Source organism: Hyphomonas oceanitis (genome assembly GCF_036964545.1).
Lineage (GTDB): Bacteria > Pseudomonadota > Alphaproteobacteria > Caulobacterales > Hyphomonadaceae > Hyphomonas > Hyphomonas oceanitis.
Map to the genome: position 1 here is coordinate 1 of NZ_JBALTL010000009.1, position 14,943 is coordinate 14,943.

General features: G+C 58.7%; 12 protein-coding genes and 1 pseudogene. 10 read left to right on the forward strand and 3 right to left on the reverse strand.

Features of this window, described 5'->3' with window-relative positions:
- The 3 genes and pseudogenes from V7651_RS17830 to V7651_RS17840 all read left to right on the forward strand — a co-directional run.
- Window positions 1-356 (forward strand): annotated as a pseudogene (locus tag V7651_RS17830) (acetaldehyde dehydrogenase (acetylating)); the annotation flags it as partial.
- Window positions 356-1,393 carry a 4-hydroxy-2-oxovalerate aldolase gene (dmpG, locus tag V7651_RS17835; RefSeq protein ID WP_335613911.1) on the forward strand — a complete coding sequence of 346 codons (1,038 nt, stop codon included), beginning with the start codon at window positions 356-358 and terminating at the stop codon, window positions 1,391-1,393. The pseudogene V7651_RS17830 and the gene dmpG, both read left to right, overlap by 1 nt.
- 307 nt (window positions 1,394-1,700) lie before the next feature.
- Window positions 1,701-2,519, forward strand: a complete 819-nt coding sequence (locus tag V7651_RS17840; protein ID WP_335613912.1) for a DNA -binding domain-containing protein — start codon at window positions 1,701-1,703, stop codon at window positions 2,517-2,519.
- Window positions 2,520-2,847: 328 nt separating this feature from the next.
- Here the strand turns inward: V7651_RS17840 and V7651_RS17845 are convergent, their stop codons facing one another.
- Entirely contained in the window at window positions 2,848-3,318 is a 471-nt protein-coding gene (locus tag V7651_RS17845) for a GNAT family acetyltransferase (RefSeq protein WP_335613913.1), read from the reverse strand.
- Between the two features lie 251 nt (window positions 3,319-3,569).
- Between V7651_RS17845 and V7651_RS17850 the strand changes: the two genes are divergently transcribed.
- From V7651_RS17850 to V7651_RS17880, 7 genes are all read left to right on the forward strand, one after another.
- Window positions 3,570-4,136 (forward strand): antirestriction protein ArdA, encoded by a 567-nt coding sequence (locus tag V7651_RS17850; RefSeq protein WP_335613914.1) that lies wholly within the window; start codon window positions 3,570-3,572, stop codon window positions 4,134-4,136.
- 3 nt (window positions 4,137-4,139) lie between these two features.
- Entirely contained in the window at window positions 4,140-4,616 is a 477-nt protein-coding gene (locus tag V7651_RS17855; RefSeq protein WP_045695779.1) for a hypothetical protein, read from the forward strand.
- A 35-nt stretch (window positions 4,617-4,651) separates the two neighbouring features.
- Window positions 4,652-6,631, forward strand: a complete 1,980-nt coding sequence (locus V7651_RS17860) for a ParB/RepB/Spo0J family partition protein (protein ID WP_051615562.1) — start codon at window positions 4,652-4,654, stop codon at window positions 6,629-6,631.
- Between the two features lie 453 nt (window positions 6,632-7,084).
- Complete coding sequence (locus V7651_RS17865) at window positions 7,085-7,408, forward strand: DUF736 domain-containing protein (protein ID WP_034744474.1); 324 nt, start codon at window positions 7,085-7,087, stop codon at window positions 7,406-7,408.
- 243 nt (window positions 7,409-7,651) lie between these two features.
- Window positions 7,652-7,867, forward strand: coding sequence for a helix-turn-helix domain-containing protein (locus V7651_RS17870; protein WP_045695780.1), 216 nt, complete (start codon window positions 7,652-7,654; stop codon window positions 7,865-7,867).
- Window positions 7,868-7,948: 81 nt separating this feature from the next.
- The gene (locus V7651_RS17875; protein ID WP_335613915.1) at window positions 7,949-8,689 is read left to right on the forward strand and encodes a S26 family signal peptidase; all 741 of its coding nucleotides are present in this window, start codon (window positions 7,949-7,951) and stop codon (window positions 8,687-8,689) included.
- Between the two features lie 89 nt (window positions 8,690-8,778).
- Complete coding sequence (locus V7651_RS17880; protein ID WP_335613916.1) at window positions 8,779-10,590, forward strand: DUF3363 domain-containing protein; 1,812 nt, start codon at window positions 8,779-8,781, stop codon at window positions 10,588-10,590.
- A gap of 172 nt (window positions 10,591-10,762) precedes the next feature.
- On the opposite strand, the gene V7651_RS17885 is transcribed toward V7651_RS17880, so the two are convergent.
- On the reverse strand, window positions 10,763-13,945 hold the full coding sequence (locus V7651_RS17885; RefSeq protein WP_335613917.1) for a DEAD/DEAH box helicase: 3,183 nt from the start codon (window positions 13,943-13,945) through the stop codon (window positions 10,763-10,765).
- Window positions 13,946-14,060: 115 nt separating this feature from the next.
- Window positions 14,061-14,855 (reverse strand): hypothetical protein, encoded by a 795-nt coding sequence (locus V7651_RS17890; protein ID WP_335613918.1) that lies wholly within the window; start codon window positions 14,853-14,855, stop codon window positions 14,061-14,063.
- Between the last annotated feature and the right edge of the window lie 88 nt (window positions 14,856-14,943).

Here is a 14,943-nt window from a genome sequence, read left to right on the forward strand (position 1 = left end):
TGAACCCGGCAGAGCCTCCGATGATTATGCGCGATACGGTATTCACCCTCTCTAGTGGCGCGGATGAGCCTGCAATTGAGGCCTCAATTGAAGCAATGGTTGCAAAGGTCAACGCCTATGTGCCCGGCTATCGGATGAAGCAAAAGGTTCAGTTCGAACGGCTCGGTTCGAACAACCCAGTCAAGATTCCCGGCCTGGGCACATTCGAAGGTATCAAGACCAGCGTTTTCCTGGAAGTCGAGGGTGCCGCCCACTATTTGCCTGCATACGCGGGAAATCTCGACATAATGACATCAGCTGGCATTGCGACCGCTGAGAAGATCGCCGCACGGCGGCGAGCCAAGGAGACTGCCTGATGGCATTTGATCCCAAATCCGACAATCTCTACATTCAGGACGTCACTTTGCGCGACGGGATGCATGCGATCCGGCACCAATACGGTATCGAGCACGTCAGCAAGATTGCCGCAGCCCTTGACCAGGCCGGAGTCGACGCAATCGAGATTGCCCATGGAGACGGCCTGAATGGCTCAAGCTTCAATTATGGCTTTGGCGCCCACACCGACTGGGAATGGATTGAAGCCGTCGCGGATTCAGTGAAAACGGCGAAACTGACGACGCTCCTCCTTCCTGGGATCGGAACGATCGAGGAGCTGAAGCATGCCTACAAGCTTGGCGTCAGGTCTGTCAGGATCGCTACACACTGCACGGAAGCCGACGTATCGAAACAGCATATCGGTGTTGCCAGAGATCTGGGTATGGACACGGTTGGCTTTCTTATGATGTCCCACATGGTCGAGCCTGAGAAATTGGCTGAACAAGCCGCCATGATGGAAAGCTATGGTGCCGAATGTATCTATGTCACCGACAGTGGCGGCGCGCTCGACATGGATGGATACATCGCCCGGCTTCAAGCCTATGACAAAGTCCTGAAGCCGGAAACTGAACGGGGTATCCACGCCCACCACAATCTGTCCTTGGGCGTCGCCAATTCCATTGTCGGCGTTCAACATGGCGCAAGACGCGTGGATGCTTCGCTGGCCGGCATGGGTGCCGGGGCCGGAAACGCACCGCTTGAAGTGTTTATCGCTGCCGCCGAGCGAAAGGGATGGAAGCATGGATGCGATCTTTTCGCGCTCATGGATGCCGCCGAGGAACTTGTTCGCCCACTCCAGGACCGCCCCGTCCGCGTTGATCGCGAAACGCTCTCGCTAGGCTATGCCGGGGTCTACTCGTCCTTCCTCAGGCATTCAGAGAAGGCAGCGCAAGATTATGGGATCGATACACGTGAAATCCTGGTTGAACTAGGACGTAGGCGTATGGTTGGTGGTCAGGAAGATATGATCGTCGACGTAGCCTTGGACATATTGAAAGAACAACAATCCACCCAATAACTTGCGACGTGAGAGGCCAATTCTTATAGACCGTAGTCTCGCATCGCGATCACGATGCGAGACTACAATCATATATCTGATATCAATCTCTCAATGCAGCATGTTGTAATGGTGGCTGCGGGCTTCAATCTGTCTGGACGAACGACGCAGTCAGAACACTGCTCAATCAGCTTATGTTTGTACAGTGCTTTTAGTTAAGTGAGCGCACATTTTCACGGCCTTTTGGCCTAAGCGAGCAACCTTAAACTTCCATGATAGATTGAAATTGGCACATGACCTGCATTCCCCTGACGCGGGAGGCTGATCCATGCTTGTTCACACGATAGAAGACCTGAACGATACGCTTGTTAGGTATGATTACACCGCCAATCTCTCACGCGGGAACTGGGCCTGGGAGTTCGCCCGGCGTAACTCTTCGCTGAGAGCCGCCGCCTATTCTGCGCAACCTATACTCGAAACAAGATCGGCGTGTTGTGACATCCAGCTTCTCCGGATTCGCGAACAGGACCACCAAGCCGAGAACTGGGGCCTCCTCTTTTTTCCGAACCCGGATCAATCGGCACTGACCACGCATGTCTTCTGGTCCGACAAGACGTATCCCCGAAAGGTCGCTGTTCACGTGCGTGAACGCGAACCAGGCGAGATCGATGAAATCTTCGAAAAGAGCACACGCCTCTGCAAGATTATCCATCTTGTGGACGCTTTTGAGCACGAGCACATCCTTGTCAAAGGCAAGAAGTGCTCGATTCAGGTCAGGTGCAGTGGCAAGTCGCTGTTATCCCTGGAGCCTGTGAAAATGGAATTCTCCATCTCGGGATTCAGCACAATGCAGGATCACGTGAATGCGCTGAACCGTGCCCAGAAGGTCTACGGCGACGACGACATGTCGCCTCCTGTCTGGTCACGCAAGGGCCTCGGCTATCGCAACGCTCTTGTCGCCTTGGATGCCCACGACGCGGGACTCACCTATCGTGAAACCGCGACGATTTTCTATGGTGAGAAGCGCATCTCGGAAGAATGGGGCGGACCGTCGTCCGCCATGAAGTCCGAAATGGCCCGCCTGCTCGCCAAGGGCCAGCGCCTTCGGGACGGCGAATATTTCTCCCTTTTGGAAGAGAACCTTTGACCTGCCCCTCCGCACATCGAAGAGCGCATACGACGTCATCCGGTCGAACGCTCTATTTCGATTAGCGGCTTACGAACTGGTAGACACCTCTTAGTATCTCAAAGCACTTGTAAGCATCGCCCCTCCCCCGCCTGCTGACGCGGGGCTGTCCGGGAGACGAGAGCCCTCCACCTCGTCCACGTCACCTGACCGGGCCCGGCTCGTCTCCGGTCACGCGGCCACCCGTTCGGGTCGCCGCGCGCTGCGGGGGCTCGCCGGCGGGGGCCGCGCTTTGCTTCCCACTGGCCTTACGGCCAGAGGGGTCAGGCGCGCGTGGCCTCTCGATACCTCAATCTGCCTCGGGCGATGGCATGAGCCATTTGCCGAGAACGGTCACATCCTGGCGCTCGTAGCCGAGGGCATTGTAGAAGGCAGTCGCGGTCTCGTTCTCCCCGCGCACCATGAGCTGCACCTTCGGCGTCCCCCGCGCCGTCAGCCAAAGCTCGGCTTCGGCCATCATTTCGCGCCCATGGCCGCAGGCTTTACGGTCTGGGCTGACAGCCAGATAGTAGATCCAGCCGCGATGGCCGTCATGGCCGACCACGGCGCTGGCAATGACATCGTTATCTAATGTACCGACGAGGATCGTGGCATCGCGGGATGCGATCGACCGGTCCATGTCTGCATTCGGGTCGTCCCATGGCCGGGTCAGCGCACACGCCTCCCAAAGCGCAATCAGCGCTGCGCGGTCAGCTTCCCGGAAGTCTCGTATATCCAAGGCCATGGCTGTCGGGTCTGGAAGGATTCGTATCCACGGCACCAGCCTGCCTGTTTGGTGTTTGAAAGCGTGGACAAGCTTTCCCAGCAGCCGGGAGGGGGCGGACGGCGCGTCTGCCCGGGCGCGGCCCGCGCGCAAGGCGCCGGTGACCTGGGTCCGCCGGTTCTTTCCGTGCCTCCTACCTTTCCGCCTTGCCCCCGGCCCTCATACGCCCGGGCGCCCGCACCTTTCGTCCGCCCCCTCCCGCCTGCCGGGAAAGGCACGCGGGCGAGGTTCAATTTTGCGAGGCTGACATGACCCCTTCACACGAGACTCCCGCTCCCCTTGGAACAGCGACCGGACCAGATTTGCGGGACACGCCCCGCATCTATGTCGCCTGTCTTGCCGCGTATAATAATGGACGGCTCCACGGGGCGTGGATCGACGCGACAGAACCGGACGAGATGATGCAGGGCGTCCGCGCCATGCTGGCGGCGTCGCCTGAACCGGGTGCGGAGGAATGGTCAATTCATGACTATGAGGGGTTCGAAGGCGCGCGCATTTCCGAATATGCCTCCTTCGAGACAGTTTGCGCCCTTGCGGACTTCATCACCGAACACGGGAGCCTTGGAGCGAAACTCTACCGCGAATTCGGCGATGACCTTGAACAGGCTCACGCCGCGTTTGAAGACTATGCAGGCGAATATCGCAGCGCCGCAGACTTTGCCGAGGAAGTGACGCGCGAAAGCGGGACAGAGATTCCGGCCTCGCTCGATTACTATATCGACTGGACCGCGCTTGCCCGCGACATGGCGATGAATGGCGAGATCATGGTGTTCCAGACGGGCTTTGATGAAGTCCACATTTTCTGGAGCCGCTGAGTCATGGCGTTCCGGGAGAGATTTGACCGCTATGTGTGCGAGGGCGACAGCATTGCCGTCGAGATTGACGGCTTTCGCGTCACCGCGCGGATCGTCCGCGACGACTGTCCGGATAGTCCAGACGAGCGCCAGGACGGATTCTGGCCATCGCTCAATATTGGCGACCCGGGATTTATCGGACCCGGAAACAATTTCCGCGAGCGGCTGACGAAGGCGCAAGCAGACGCCGAAGCCGTCATGGACGCGTGGCGCAAGGATGAGTGGTTCTATTGCGGAATCGTGCTCGCCATTGAACGCGAAAGCGTGGAACTGGAATCTCATGCCGCCAGCATCTGGGGTATAGAGGCCAACGATCCGAGGTCGGAGAACGCCTACCTGACTGAAGTCGCATGCGAACTGCTCCCCGAAGCCTTGCAAGCCGGGCACAGAGCCTTAGCGCGTTTGATGGCGTCCGCACCTGCACGGGTCGCGCAGGCATGAGCGCGCTGGATGACCTATTAGGGCCACGTCCGCACATGACCCTCGTCATAGAGGAGTCCCGCGTCGTCGAAATCTGGGTCGATGGCCGCGCGCCGCTGATTGGCCTGCATGACTATGACTGGGGCGAGACCGATCCGGACGCAAACCGCGACGCGGAAGGCCTCCCCTTCAGCCCGATCAACTGGAAAGGCCCGGCATGGGCGCTTGGCCTTTCACTTTACCCGCCAGAACAGGAGGACAATCCCATGGCACAACCCGCACTGAAAACACTTCCCCTTGAGCAACTCCATATCAGCAAGCTCAACATGCGGCACAACCGCAAGGCGCCTGATGTCTCCGACATCTTGCCCTCCATCCGGGAGAAAGGAATCCGCCAGACACTTCTGGTGCGCCCCGAAGGTGATGGCTATGGCGTCGTCGCGGGACGGCGGCGCTTCCATGCCTTGCAGGTCATTGCCGCTGAGACCGGCAAGTCAATCGCCGTCCCGTGCGCAATCATGGAAGCGGATGACGACGCCGCAGCGGTGGAGGCCTCGCTCATCGAAAATGTCGCCCGCCTGCCCGCCACGGAAATGGAGCAATACAATGCGTTCGGAAAGCTGGCGCATGCAGGCCGGACGGTGGAAGAGATTGCCGGACATTTCGGGGTCACGGACCTGAAAGTCCGGCGTATCCTCGCCCTCGCCAATCTCTCCAGCCCGATCCGTGCGCTTTACGCCAAAGACGAAATCGACCCGGAGACAATCCGCGCGCTCACACTTGCTACGAAGGACCAGCAGGCAGACTGGCTGGCCCTGTTTCGAAGTGAAACAGAGCGCGCGCCCATGGGCCGCGCCTGCAAGGCATGGATCACGGGCGGGGCCACCATCACGACCGACAAGGCGCTGTTTGATCTGGCGATCTATGAAGGCAAAGTGGCAGCTGACCTCTTCGGTGAGACAGGTGTCTTCGCAGAGGCCGACACGTTTTGGAAAGCCCAATCGGCAGCGCTTGCGGCCAAGGTCGAGACCTACATTGACGCCGGGTGGCGCAATGTAGAGGTTCTCGAACGCGGGAAATATTTTGCCAGTTGGGAGTATTTGAAGCGCCCCCGGACGAAGGGCGGCAGCGTGATTGTCGAAGTCCGCGATGATGGCACTGTGACCTTCCATGAGGGCTACATTACGCAGGCCGAAGCCCGGAAACTGGAGAAGCGCGCAAGGCCGGACGGTGATGCGGAAGCAGCCGACACCAAGCCCGAAATGTCCGGGCCGCTCGCACAATACATTGCCCTCCACCGCCATGGCGCAGCGCGTACAACCTTGCTTGGACACCCTGGAATCGCCCTCCGGCTGATGGTGGCGCATGCCATGGTCGGGTCCGCTCTTTGGACTGTCAGGCGGCACGACTTCCTCGCCCGGAAGGAGGACATACAGGCCAGCGTGGAGGCATCACGCGCCGCCGCAGAAATGCGGGCCGCCGGGGACCATGTCCGCAGCCTGTTTGACGCCCATGGGGTCGCATCCCTGCGCGCAAACGGGGACGCCTATCACCTCAGCGAGGTCTTTGCGGCGCTGCTCGAAATGAACGATGCGGAAACCCTGACCGTGCTGGCTTTTGTGATGGCGGATACGCTGGAAGCGGGCGGCCCGGTTGTGGAAGCCGTCGCTGTCGCCACCGAAACCGACATGGCCGCTTACTGGAAGCCGGAGCGTGTCTTCCTTGATCTCGTTCGGGACAAGCGCGCCATTAACGCCATGGTGGCAGACATTGCGTCTCCATCGACGGCGAAAGCAGCGCTCACAGACACGGGCAAAGCCCAGAAGGAACTGGTCTGGAACCGGATCACTGGCGAAGAGTGTGAGGCCAATCCGGGCTGGCGTCCGGGATGGATGCAGGTGCCGCCTACGCGCCTTGTTACAAACGCAGGGTCGCCGCCAGCAGATGCATGGGTCCGGATCGCCAGCCTGTTTACCTCTGGCGAGGACGAAGCTTCTCCCGAAGACCAGTCTGTCGCAGAGCAGGACGCCGCCTGACATGTTGCAGTCTCCTTGTCCGTGGAAGCGAAAGCCGTTCGGCAGCATGCCGGGCGGCATTTCCACATGCTTCTACCGGATGAGTGTGTACTCCTGCGGTTCAGATCAAGACAGATGCGCCTCCGAAAAATCGCCCGTCTGTGGGTTTCTTTTTGCCTCCGAGTGCGATTGCCAAAGCGGTCTGTTCCGCTCTCCGCTTGCCCCGAAAGACCCCTTGTTCCCGTCTATTGCCGTGTGACCTGGACGACACGAAACGGCCCTGAAACCGGACAGTCCCACGAATTTCCCCGCCGCTTTGCGGCTCCTCGCGAGACAAATTCATGCGCCTGTCCGGTGCTCCGCTTTGCTGCGCCCTTGCAGGTTCAGGCCCGCCCCGCGCCGTCCGGGCGGTCCGGCGTCGACGGGGACAAGGTGTCCCTCGAAGACAGCCACGGAAACGAAAAGGAGACCCCCATGGCAAACGCACTCGGATATGTCAGCGAAACCAAAACCGGCTTCGAAGGCGCCCTCGCAATGATGAACCTCTCAGCCGCCATCCGCATCGAAAAGAACGCGGACAAAGCTGAAGAGGCCCAGCCGGACTACCGCATCTTCGCCGGTGAGACCGCGACCGAAATCGGCGGCGGCTGGATGCGCAAGGCAAAGTCTTCCGGCCGCGAATACGTCTCCCTGACCCTCGCAGATCCGCAGATTGGCCCGCGCCGCATCTACGCGAACCTCGCACCGGTCAAAGGCAAGAAAGGCCGCCACGTGATCCTCTGGAACCCCAAGGACTAGCCCCGCACTCATCGCCAAACTGGCCGCTCCGGAGATCATTCCGGGGCGGCTTCTGGCATGTTTAATTCGCTCGATAGAGGGGCATCTGTATGCTTACGAAGTCATGCGCGCTGCGCATGGTTAAACAGGGTATCGCCGCGAAGCCGCATATCTTCGTGACTCCCAATTAGAATTTTCTTTTGTTTTCTGGGACGTGTTGAAGCCGCCACGTTGATCTGTGCCCGGCAAGACGGGGTACGGGGAATGAACGAGGCAAAAGGACGTCCAAGTCCTTTCCTGACGACGAAAGAGGCGGCGGCTTATCTGCGTATCACGGTTCGCACGATGGAGAACTGGCGCTGGTCGAACAATGGACCGCAATACAGAAAACATGGCGGCACCGTCGTCTATCATGTCGATGATTTGAATGATTATTCGACCGTCTGGAATAGGTCCCGGGGAGGCGGTCATGGCGCTTGAAATCAGGGCATTGAGAACAGATTCAATCACATTGTCGATGGCCAATTGGAGACTTCTTTCGAGCAACTGGAGGGGCTTTTCATGAGCCTCCGCGCAGTATTTTGGAGCGGTATTTCTGTGCTCGGAGTGGCATTGACAGGCCTTCCGGCGACTGGTGTTTTACCGCCCATATTACTCTACAATCCGAGCGAAAGTGCTCCGCTTGGGTGGTATCGCGTCGAACCTTTGGAGGTGATTTCGCGGGGTGATCTGGTTGTCTCGAACCTGCCAGAGGCCGCTTCGAGACTCGCGATCCAGAGGCGCTATCTTGCGCCAGGCATCCCCGTCATCAAGAACGTCCGGGCGCTCGAAGGCGACACGGTTTGTGAGATCAAGGGTGTGTTACAGATCAACGGGACTTCGACTGTCCGCCTGCTATCAACAGATAGTATGGGACGCGCCCTGCCGTCTCCCTGGACGGGCTGCAGGCAGCTTCAGGCAGAAGAGGTTCTGCTCCTTTCTGATCGCACACCGGATTCCTTTGATGGACGGTATTTTGGAGCGGTCAGGGAGGGCGACATCATTGGTCGTGCGGTGTGGATAGGCGGTGATCGGAAGGAGCATGCAGAAGGGTTGATTGGGAAAAATGGGGACAGATCGGAATGCAAGATAAAAGCTCATGGAGCCAATGAGGGGCTATCGCCTTGTCTGCACATCGATTTTTATGGCTCCACAGATACTTGCGCAGCTCTGTGGTCTGATGGAAGCCTCAATGAGGACAACAGGTTGGCATGGTTCCATATGCGCAATCTGGCTTGTTTTCCACCGGATTGGCCCGAATGAGCACGCCGCCGGACAATCCTTTCATCCCGAGATCTGGCAGGATTCGATCGGCCGGATCAGGGAGACGGGCGAAGACGTACCTGATGCGAATGACGAAGGCTCTGTCCTCGGCTGGCGGCGTCAGGCGGACGGCCCTGCCCGCCCGGCCCCGTATCGGCCCGCGCGGCGGACAGAGACGCGTGATCGTCAAGGCACGCATCGTGCGGATGTCGGCGTCCAGCGCAGCGGCCCTGGCAGCCCATATCGGATATATCCGGCGCGACGCCGCGCTCGAGGAGAAGGACCGCGGAAAACTGTTTGATGCCACGAGCGAGGATGCAAACGCATCAGGTCTGGTCAAAACCATCACCGATGATCGTCACCATTTCAGGTTCATTGTCTCGCCGGAGGATGGCGCCGAAATGGCCGACCTCAAACCCTTCGTTCGTGATCTCGTTTCACAGATGGAAACCGATCTCGGCACGCGGCTCGAATGGGTTGGCGCCGTTCATCATGACACCGGCAGGCCGCATGCGCACTTGGCCATCCGCGGGCGGCGTGAAGACGGCTCGGACCTTGTCATGCCGCGGGCGTACATCTCGCATGGGATCCGCGAGCGTGCCGTAGATCTCGTCACGCTGGAGCTAGGCCCGGAGACAAGGCTTGAACAGGAGCGGAAACTCCAATCGGATATCGCTGCCGAGCGTGTGACGCGGCTCGATCATTTTATCGCGCGTCAGGTAAGTCCCGAACATGAGTTCCGGTTGAAGGAAAGCCCGTCGCACTATCGCACCTTGCATGCCGCCCGGTTGCGGACGCTGGAGCGGCTAGGGCTCGCCCAGAAACTCGGTGCTGGACGCTGGCAGATGCGGGAGAATTTCCGCGAGGTTCTGCAAGGGCTGTCCGAACGGCACGACATCATCAAGACGATGAATCGCGCACTCGCAGGACGCAGCGACCGACGTCTCGATGTCGATGTGATTTTTGACAAGTCTGATCCGGACGGTCGGAGCGTGACGGGTGCTGTCTTGCAGACGGGTCTGACGGGTGAAGCGCATGACCGCGCCTACGCCATAATCGATGGTCTGGATGGCCGAGCGGTGTTTGTCGAACTGGGTGTCGCGGGAGACGTCGAAGAACTGAAACGCGGCTCTATTGTAACCGTGTCGCCGCCGAACTTTGAACCGAAACCATCGGACCTCACGATAGACCGGATCGCGCGGGCAAATGATGGAGTCTATTCTGCGGGGCTGCACCAGACCGATGATCCGCGGTCCAGTCCGGAATTTATCGCGACCCATGTGCGAAGGTTGGAAGCATTGCGGCGCGCCGGTCATGTCGAGCGGACGGCCGATGCCGACTGGAAAATTCCACCGGACTATCTGGATCGCGCGAGAGCGTATGAGCGGGTACAAGCGCGGTTCAGGTCCGCGCAATTACTGGTGCGCTCGGAGCTGGGCCTGAGAGAGCAGGAAACGGCGCTCGGCGTGACGTGGCTGGACGAGGCGCCTCCCCCCTCCGGCGTGCCGCTCGGATTTGGGAGAGAGGTGGCTGAGGCGCGGGTGAAACGGCGCGCATTTCTGGCTGGCATTGGTATGGAGGTGGGAGTCGACGCTGGCTTGTCTGCCGCGCAGAGAACTGAGTTACTGAAGCGCGATCTTGCGCAGGCTGGCCGGACGTTGAGTGAGGGAATCGGAAAGCCATATACGCCAGCGCCAGAGCGGGGTCATGTTGACGGCACTTATCGCGAGCCCGTGTCCAGGGTGAGCGGGAAGTTTGCAGTGATCGAACGGCAGCGGGATTTTACGATTGTGCCATGGAGACAAGTGCTGGAGCAGCGGCGCGGGATGGCGGTGTCTGGTGTTGTGCGTGGGGGGCGGATTTCCTGGACATTGGGCCGTGGGATCGGGAATGCGGATTGAACGCGGCACTAGTCATACTGAAAGCTCAACTCAGCCGTTCAAACGACCGTCTCAGACTTAGAAGCAGGAGTGTCTAAATTAAGGGATCAGATCAGCGGTGCTGGGTCACTCCATTTCGATGCTTCCCTTTGACTACATGCATGGTTGAAGCAGAAAGTTTGCACAAGTCATATCAAAGCAAATCATCGATATCCCATGTTCGATTGTTCAGCTCCTCGTCCATGGCGTGCTCGACACGGTCCAAAATGTCACCCCATGATTCATCAGGTTTGCCTGCTGCTAGAAAAGGCACGACGAGACCGAAGTGACGATGCAGGGCGCGGCGCGCGAGACCCGCCGACGCCAAGTGCTGCGCCAGTGCGGACTTCTCGACAGAATCATAACCGCGCCTGACGCATCGTCCCAGGTGAGCGATGTTCGGGGGGGTATCATAGTCCTCAATGCCCGCCGCGGCAGCTTTGCTGCGGAGGATCAAGGCCGGAACGCCGAATAGATACGCCAGAGAGGGAATGATTTTCATCACGAATTTCCGTGCGCTGGTGCTGTAGCGCTTTTGCCGGCTATTGGGCGGCAGCATTGCCTGCATTTCGTTGAGCGTCTTGCCGGCCATCCACACCCTCAGAAGAAGGCGTAACCGGGGAAGAGCGTATTTTGCGCGTGCGGCGGCTGATGCCAAATCCTTGAAGGGCTTGCCAAACTGGCTTTCCAGGTCCCCGTATTTAACCACTCGTTCGAGGGCATCAGGATTGGCATCAAGCCAATCCATCATCCAGACGGACCAATCCATGATGTGGGCATTGTCTTCTGGGGGTGAGGACTGGAGGCTGGCTTTGAGCGCTGCAACGATGTCTTCCGGTACACCTGTCGTCGATGAGAGCTCACGATTGGCGCGCGCCTCGTCGGTGAGATCTTCGCTGCCCCGCGCGAAGGCGACAGCGGCGAAAATCCGAGTCTCGATCCATGACTCGTCCAGCTTTTTACGCCGATAGGCGGCGAACGAGCGCCGAAGTGCTTTTGTCAGCGCGATCTCGTCATCTGCAGGATCAGCCCCGTCCTCGCGGCCCGATTGCAGGAGTCTGGAGATTGCATAGTGTTCAGTATCCCCCAGATCATCCGCCTGAGCGTGGATGCGATCGAGTAGCGCGGTCAAAGGGTCATCAATTTCAAGGCACTGATCGGACTGGCCGAACACTTCTCTGAGCGCCGTCCATCTTGAACCGATCGTGCTCTCGGATTCATCCAGCGCTACGATTTTTCCGGGAATGACGATGACGATCCCTGTTGCATTCTGCCCTGCGCGTCCTGCACGACCCGCCGCATTTAGCAGGTCCTGCGCTTCAAGAACTTCCTTGCGGCCTTTGGCTTCATCAAATCGGCTATCGTCGGCGATGATCACCATCTCACTTGGCAAGTTCATGCCTTGACCGAGTGTCGGCGTCGCGGCCAGAGCCGTCAGGCCTTCCCGGCGCTTGTAAAGGGATTCTACGAGTCGGCGTTCTTCGGGAAGGAGCTGGGCATGATGAACCGATGCCGATGCGATGACGCTGTCCCCGTCGACGGCCAGGTAGAGCTGGTCGGGGCTTCCGATTTCATCAAGGGCGGTCGCGAGGTAGACTTTTTCAGCGTCAGTCAGATCGATTTTGACGGCGCCAATCAAGTCCGACGCCTGATTGGCAATCGAATTGGCATTGATGGTCGATTGAGAGAAGACCAGCGTTTTCAAACCCGACTGCGCCGCTCTCGCCGCCAGATGTGCGCTTAGCTCGTTAGCATTCGGCGTCAGCTTCCAGTTGGCGTTCGTGGAGAGGGCAACCTCTTGATCCAAAAAGGGCAGACAGGCGTAATCATCGCGCTCCATACTAGCCCAGGTCTGTTTGACACTGAAAAATCCGAAGGGCTGGGCCGTCAGCTGTGCTTTGACGCTTTGCGGGACGCCGCCTTTGGGTTTCTTCTCATGCTCTGTTTTGAGAAGGTCTTCTAGATATGCCAGCGTGTCGGCTTCATAAACGATACATCCCCGCAACTGCCTTGTCGGCTTCCATCCGAGCGCAAGGCCAAGCGCCTTTCGGCCTGTCAGTTCCGCCATCCAGGCCGCAATCTCATCGACATTCTTGACCATCGCCGACAGCAATAGAAGATCGGCTTCCGGCCGGAGACGGACGACATTGAGGAGGCAGAGCATGGCGTCGATCGCCCTGCGGCTTCCATCTCCCTTGTCGTGAAGCAGGTGGCATTCGTCGAACACAAGCAGGCCGACATCATCGAAGGCGGTCGGTTCAAAATGGGTCAGGGTCAGACACGCTTCGGGCGTCATCACAAGAATGTCGGGAAGCTCTTCGCTGCCAGTGTCGAAGCCGAATTCGTCAATACGTTCGCCTCGCACGGTCGCGCGGGGAAACGCGCTTCTCAAATCTCGGGATGTTTGATCGACCAGCGCATGCGTTGGCGCCAGGAATACGACCTTACGACCCGCAAAGAGATGGGCGGCAATCTTCAGCTGAGACACGGTAGATTTTCCGGCGCCTGTCGGAAATCCCACCGCAGCGGAGACCCCGGTTTCCAGCAGACGCTGGGTGATCGCGTCGCGGTGATTTGGCCACAGATATGGCCGGGTACGCGCGATCACTTTCAGGGCGCCGCGCCATTTGCCAGGATCTGTCCCTGGCGGAGAAGGAATGGTGACCACGGCGCCGCCGTCCAATGAGCTTACAACGCCAAGCAACAAGGACGCCAGTTGATGCGGGCCCGAAAAGCTAGATATGATTTCAGGCACCATGCGATCTGCGGCATGAGCCGATGCATGGCTCAGTTGCTGCACTTGACGGCAAGCCTGGACAGGATCGACATCGCTTGTGCCGCCTAGGAGAGACGTCGCGAGCGATCTAACTGCGCGCAACAGCGTATAGTAAAGCGCTGATGCAGCCATTTCAGCATCGGTATCTCCTGCGACATACCGCCGGGAGAGAAGGTCACGATCCGTGATCCTCCGCACCTCGCCGCGCGCGAGCCAGCGCAAGGTCCGCACAAGCTCGCGCTCGACCCGCCGGCCAGCTGGGAGCCCGACATGTTTGGAGACTTCGATTGCATCCGCCGTGGCGTCGCCAATAAGAAACAGAAGCATAGCAGAGACACTGGAGGATATCCCCTGCTGCCAGAGCACTGACCCGTCCAATTCCGTTCCGCCTACGCGTTCTGCCTGGAAGATCAATTGATAGGCGGTCGCGGCGACGAAAGCAGCGGAGGCGCGGTCGTCCCGATCAGGTGAGATGGCGACAAGCGCCTCATTTGTCTGAGCAAGTCGCGTCGCAAAATCAATGATCTCTTCGAGACCGGCATCAGGGCCATCTTCGCGCAATCTGACACGTGCGGCAGCAATCTCGGCATAGGCCCGGGATAATCGATCAGGAAGGGCCTCGCGATCGAGTTCAGGCAAAGCAGGCGTTGACTGGATCAGCGCTGTGGTCACCGCGTCATACATGGGCGGCCTCCATCTCATCGAGCTGTCTCAGAGCCTGATTGGCTATGGCGTCAAGCCAGCCCCTTATATTGGACAAGTGTAGAATTTCAGCGCGGCGCCGTGAAACGTCTCCGGTCACCACGTCTTCATAACCTTTGAAAAGCTTCTTCAGACCATCCGGCGTGCTCTGACGGTCACCTGCAGTCATAGACACGCGATACGCGCGGGCACTCTCCCATAATATACTCGATACAATCTGGTCGGCTTCTTCGCCCAGGCTGTGAATGGTGAGCAGGTCGGTCACTACGGCAACCAGTTCATTGTCGCGCGTGCCGGTTTCAAGTGATTCAAATTCGGGCCACACTTGGCTCGTGATCTTTCCGCGAGGTGTAGTTGTCGCTTTTTCTTCGCAGATAATAACCGTCGCTGAGCCCCCTTTGGTCGGGATGAAACGGACTTGAATGCCATCAAAGCCTTTGTCGGCCTTGATCATCTGCGGTGCGCGGATCAGGTCACCGGGGGACTGTTTGTGAGCGGCGATCCAGGAAATAACTTGAAAGATCCAGCCGTCCCGATGGTAGGGTTTCTCTCCTGCTTGAACCGTGAGGACGTCTCGCGCGCCCGCATAGGCCGACTTCGGCGCCGCCACGGCTGCGCAGTCAGTTTCCCTTAGTATACGTGCGACGTGACGTGCCTGCCCAAGGGCGACTTTAGCGATGTGTAAGGCAAGCGTTTCATCACACGCAACTACCCATGCGGCGCCGGTCCATTTCTTGCCATTGTTGATCGGGGTAAATGAAACCGGCATATCTACCATCCAATTACTATTCTCTATGCCACACTCTTAGAATGGAAAGTGAAATGAAACCTCACTATGTCGATATTATTCCGGAATA

Bases quoted from the DNA above. Each gene is read 5' to 3' on its own strand.
- dmpG (WP_335613911.1), top strand. From the start codon at position 356: ATGGCATTTGATCCCAAATCCGACAATCTCTACATTCAGGACGTCACT.
- V7651_RS17840 (WP_335613912.1), top strand. From the start codon at position 1,701: ATGCTTGTTCACACGATAGAAGACCTGAACGATACGCTTGTTAGGTAT.
- V7651_RS17850 (WP_335613914.1), top strand. From the start codon at position 3,570: ATGACCCCTTCACACGAGACTCCCGCTCCCCTTGGAACAGCGACCGGA.
- V7651_RS17855 (WP_045695779.1), top strand. From the start codon at position 4,140: ATGGCGTTCCGGGAGAGATTTGACCGCTATGTGTGCGAGGGCGACAGC.
- V7651_RS17860 (WP_051615562.1), top strand. From the start codon at position 4,652: ATGACCCTCGTCATAGAGGAGTCCCGCGTCGTCGAAATCTGGGTCGAT.
- V7651_RS17865 (WP_034744474.1), top strand. From the start codon at position 7,085: ATGGCAAACGCACTCGGATATGTCAGCGAAACCAAAACCGGCTTCGAA.
- V7651_RS17870 (WP_045695780.1), top strand. From the start codon at position 7,652: ATGAACGAGGCAAAAGGACGTCCAAGTCCTTTCCTGACGACGAAAGAG.
- V7651_RS17875 (WP_335613915.1), top strand. From the start codon at position 7,949: ATGAGCCTCCGCGCAGTATTTTGGAGCGGTATTTCTGTGCTCGGAGTG.
- V7651_RS17880 (WP_335613916.1), top strand. From the start codon at position 8,779: ATGACGAAGGCTCTGTCCTCGGCTGGCGGCGTCAGGCGGACGGCCCTG.
- V7651_RS17890 (WP_335613918.1), bottom strand. From the start codon at position 14,855: ATGCCGGTTTCATTTACCCCGATCAACAATGGCAAGAAATGGACCGGC.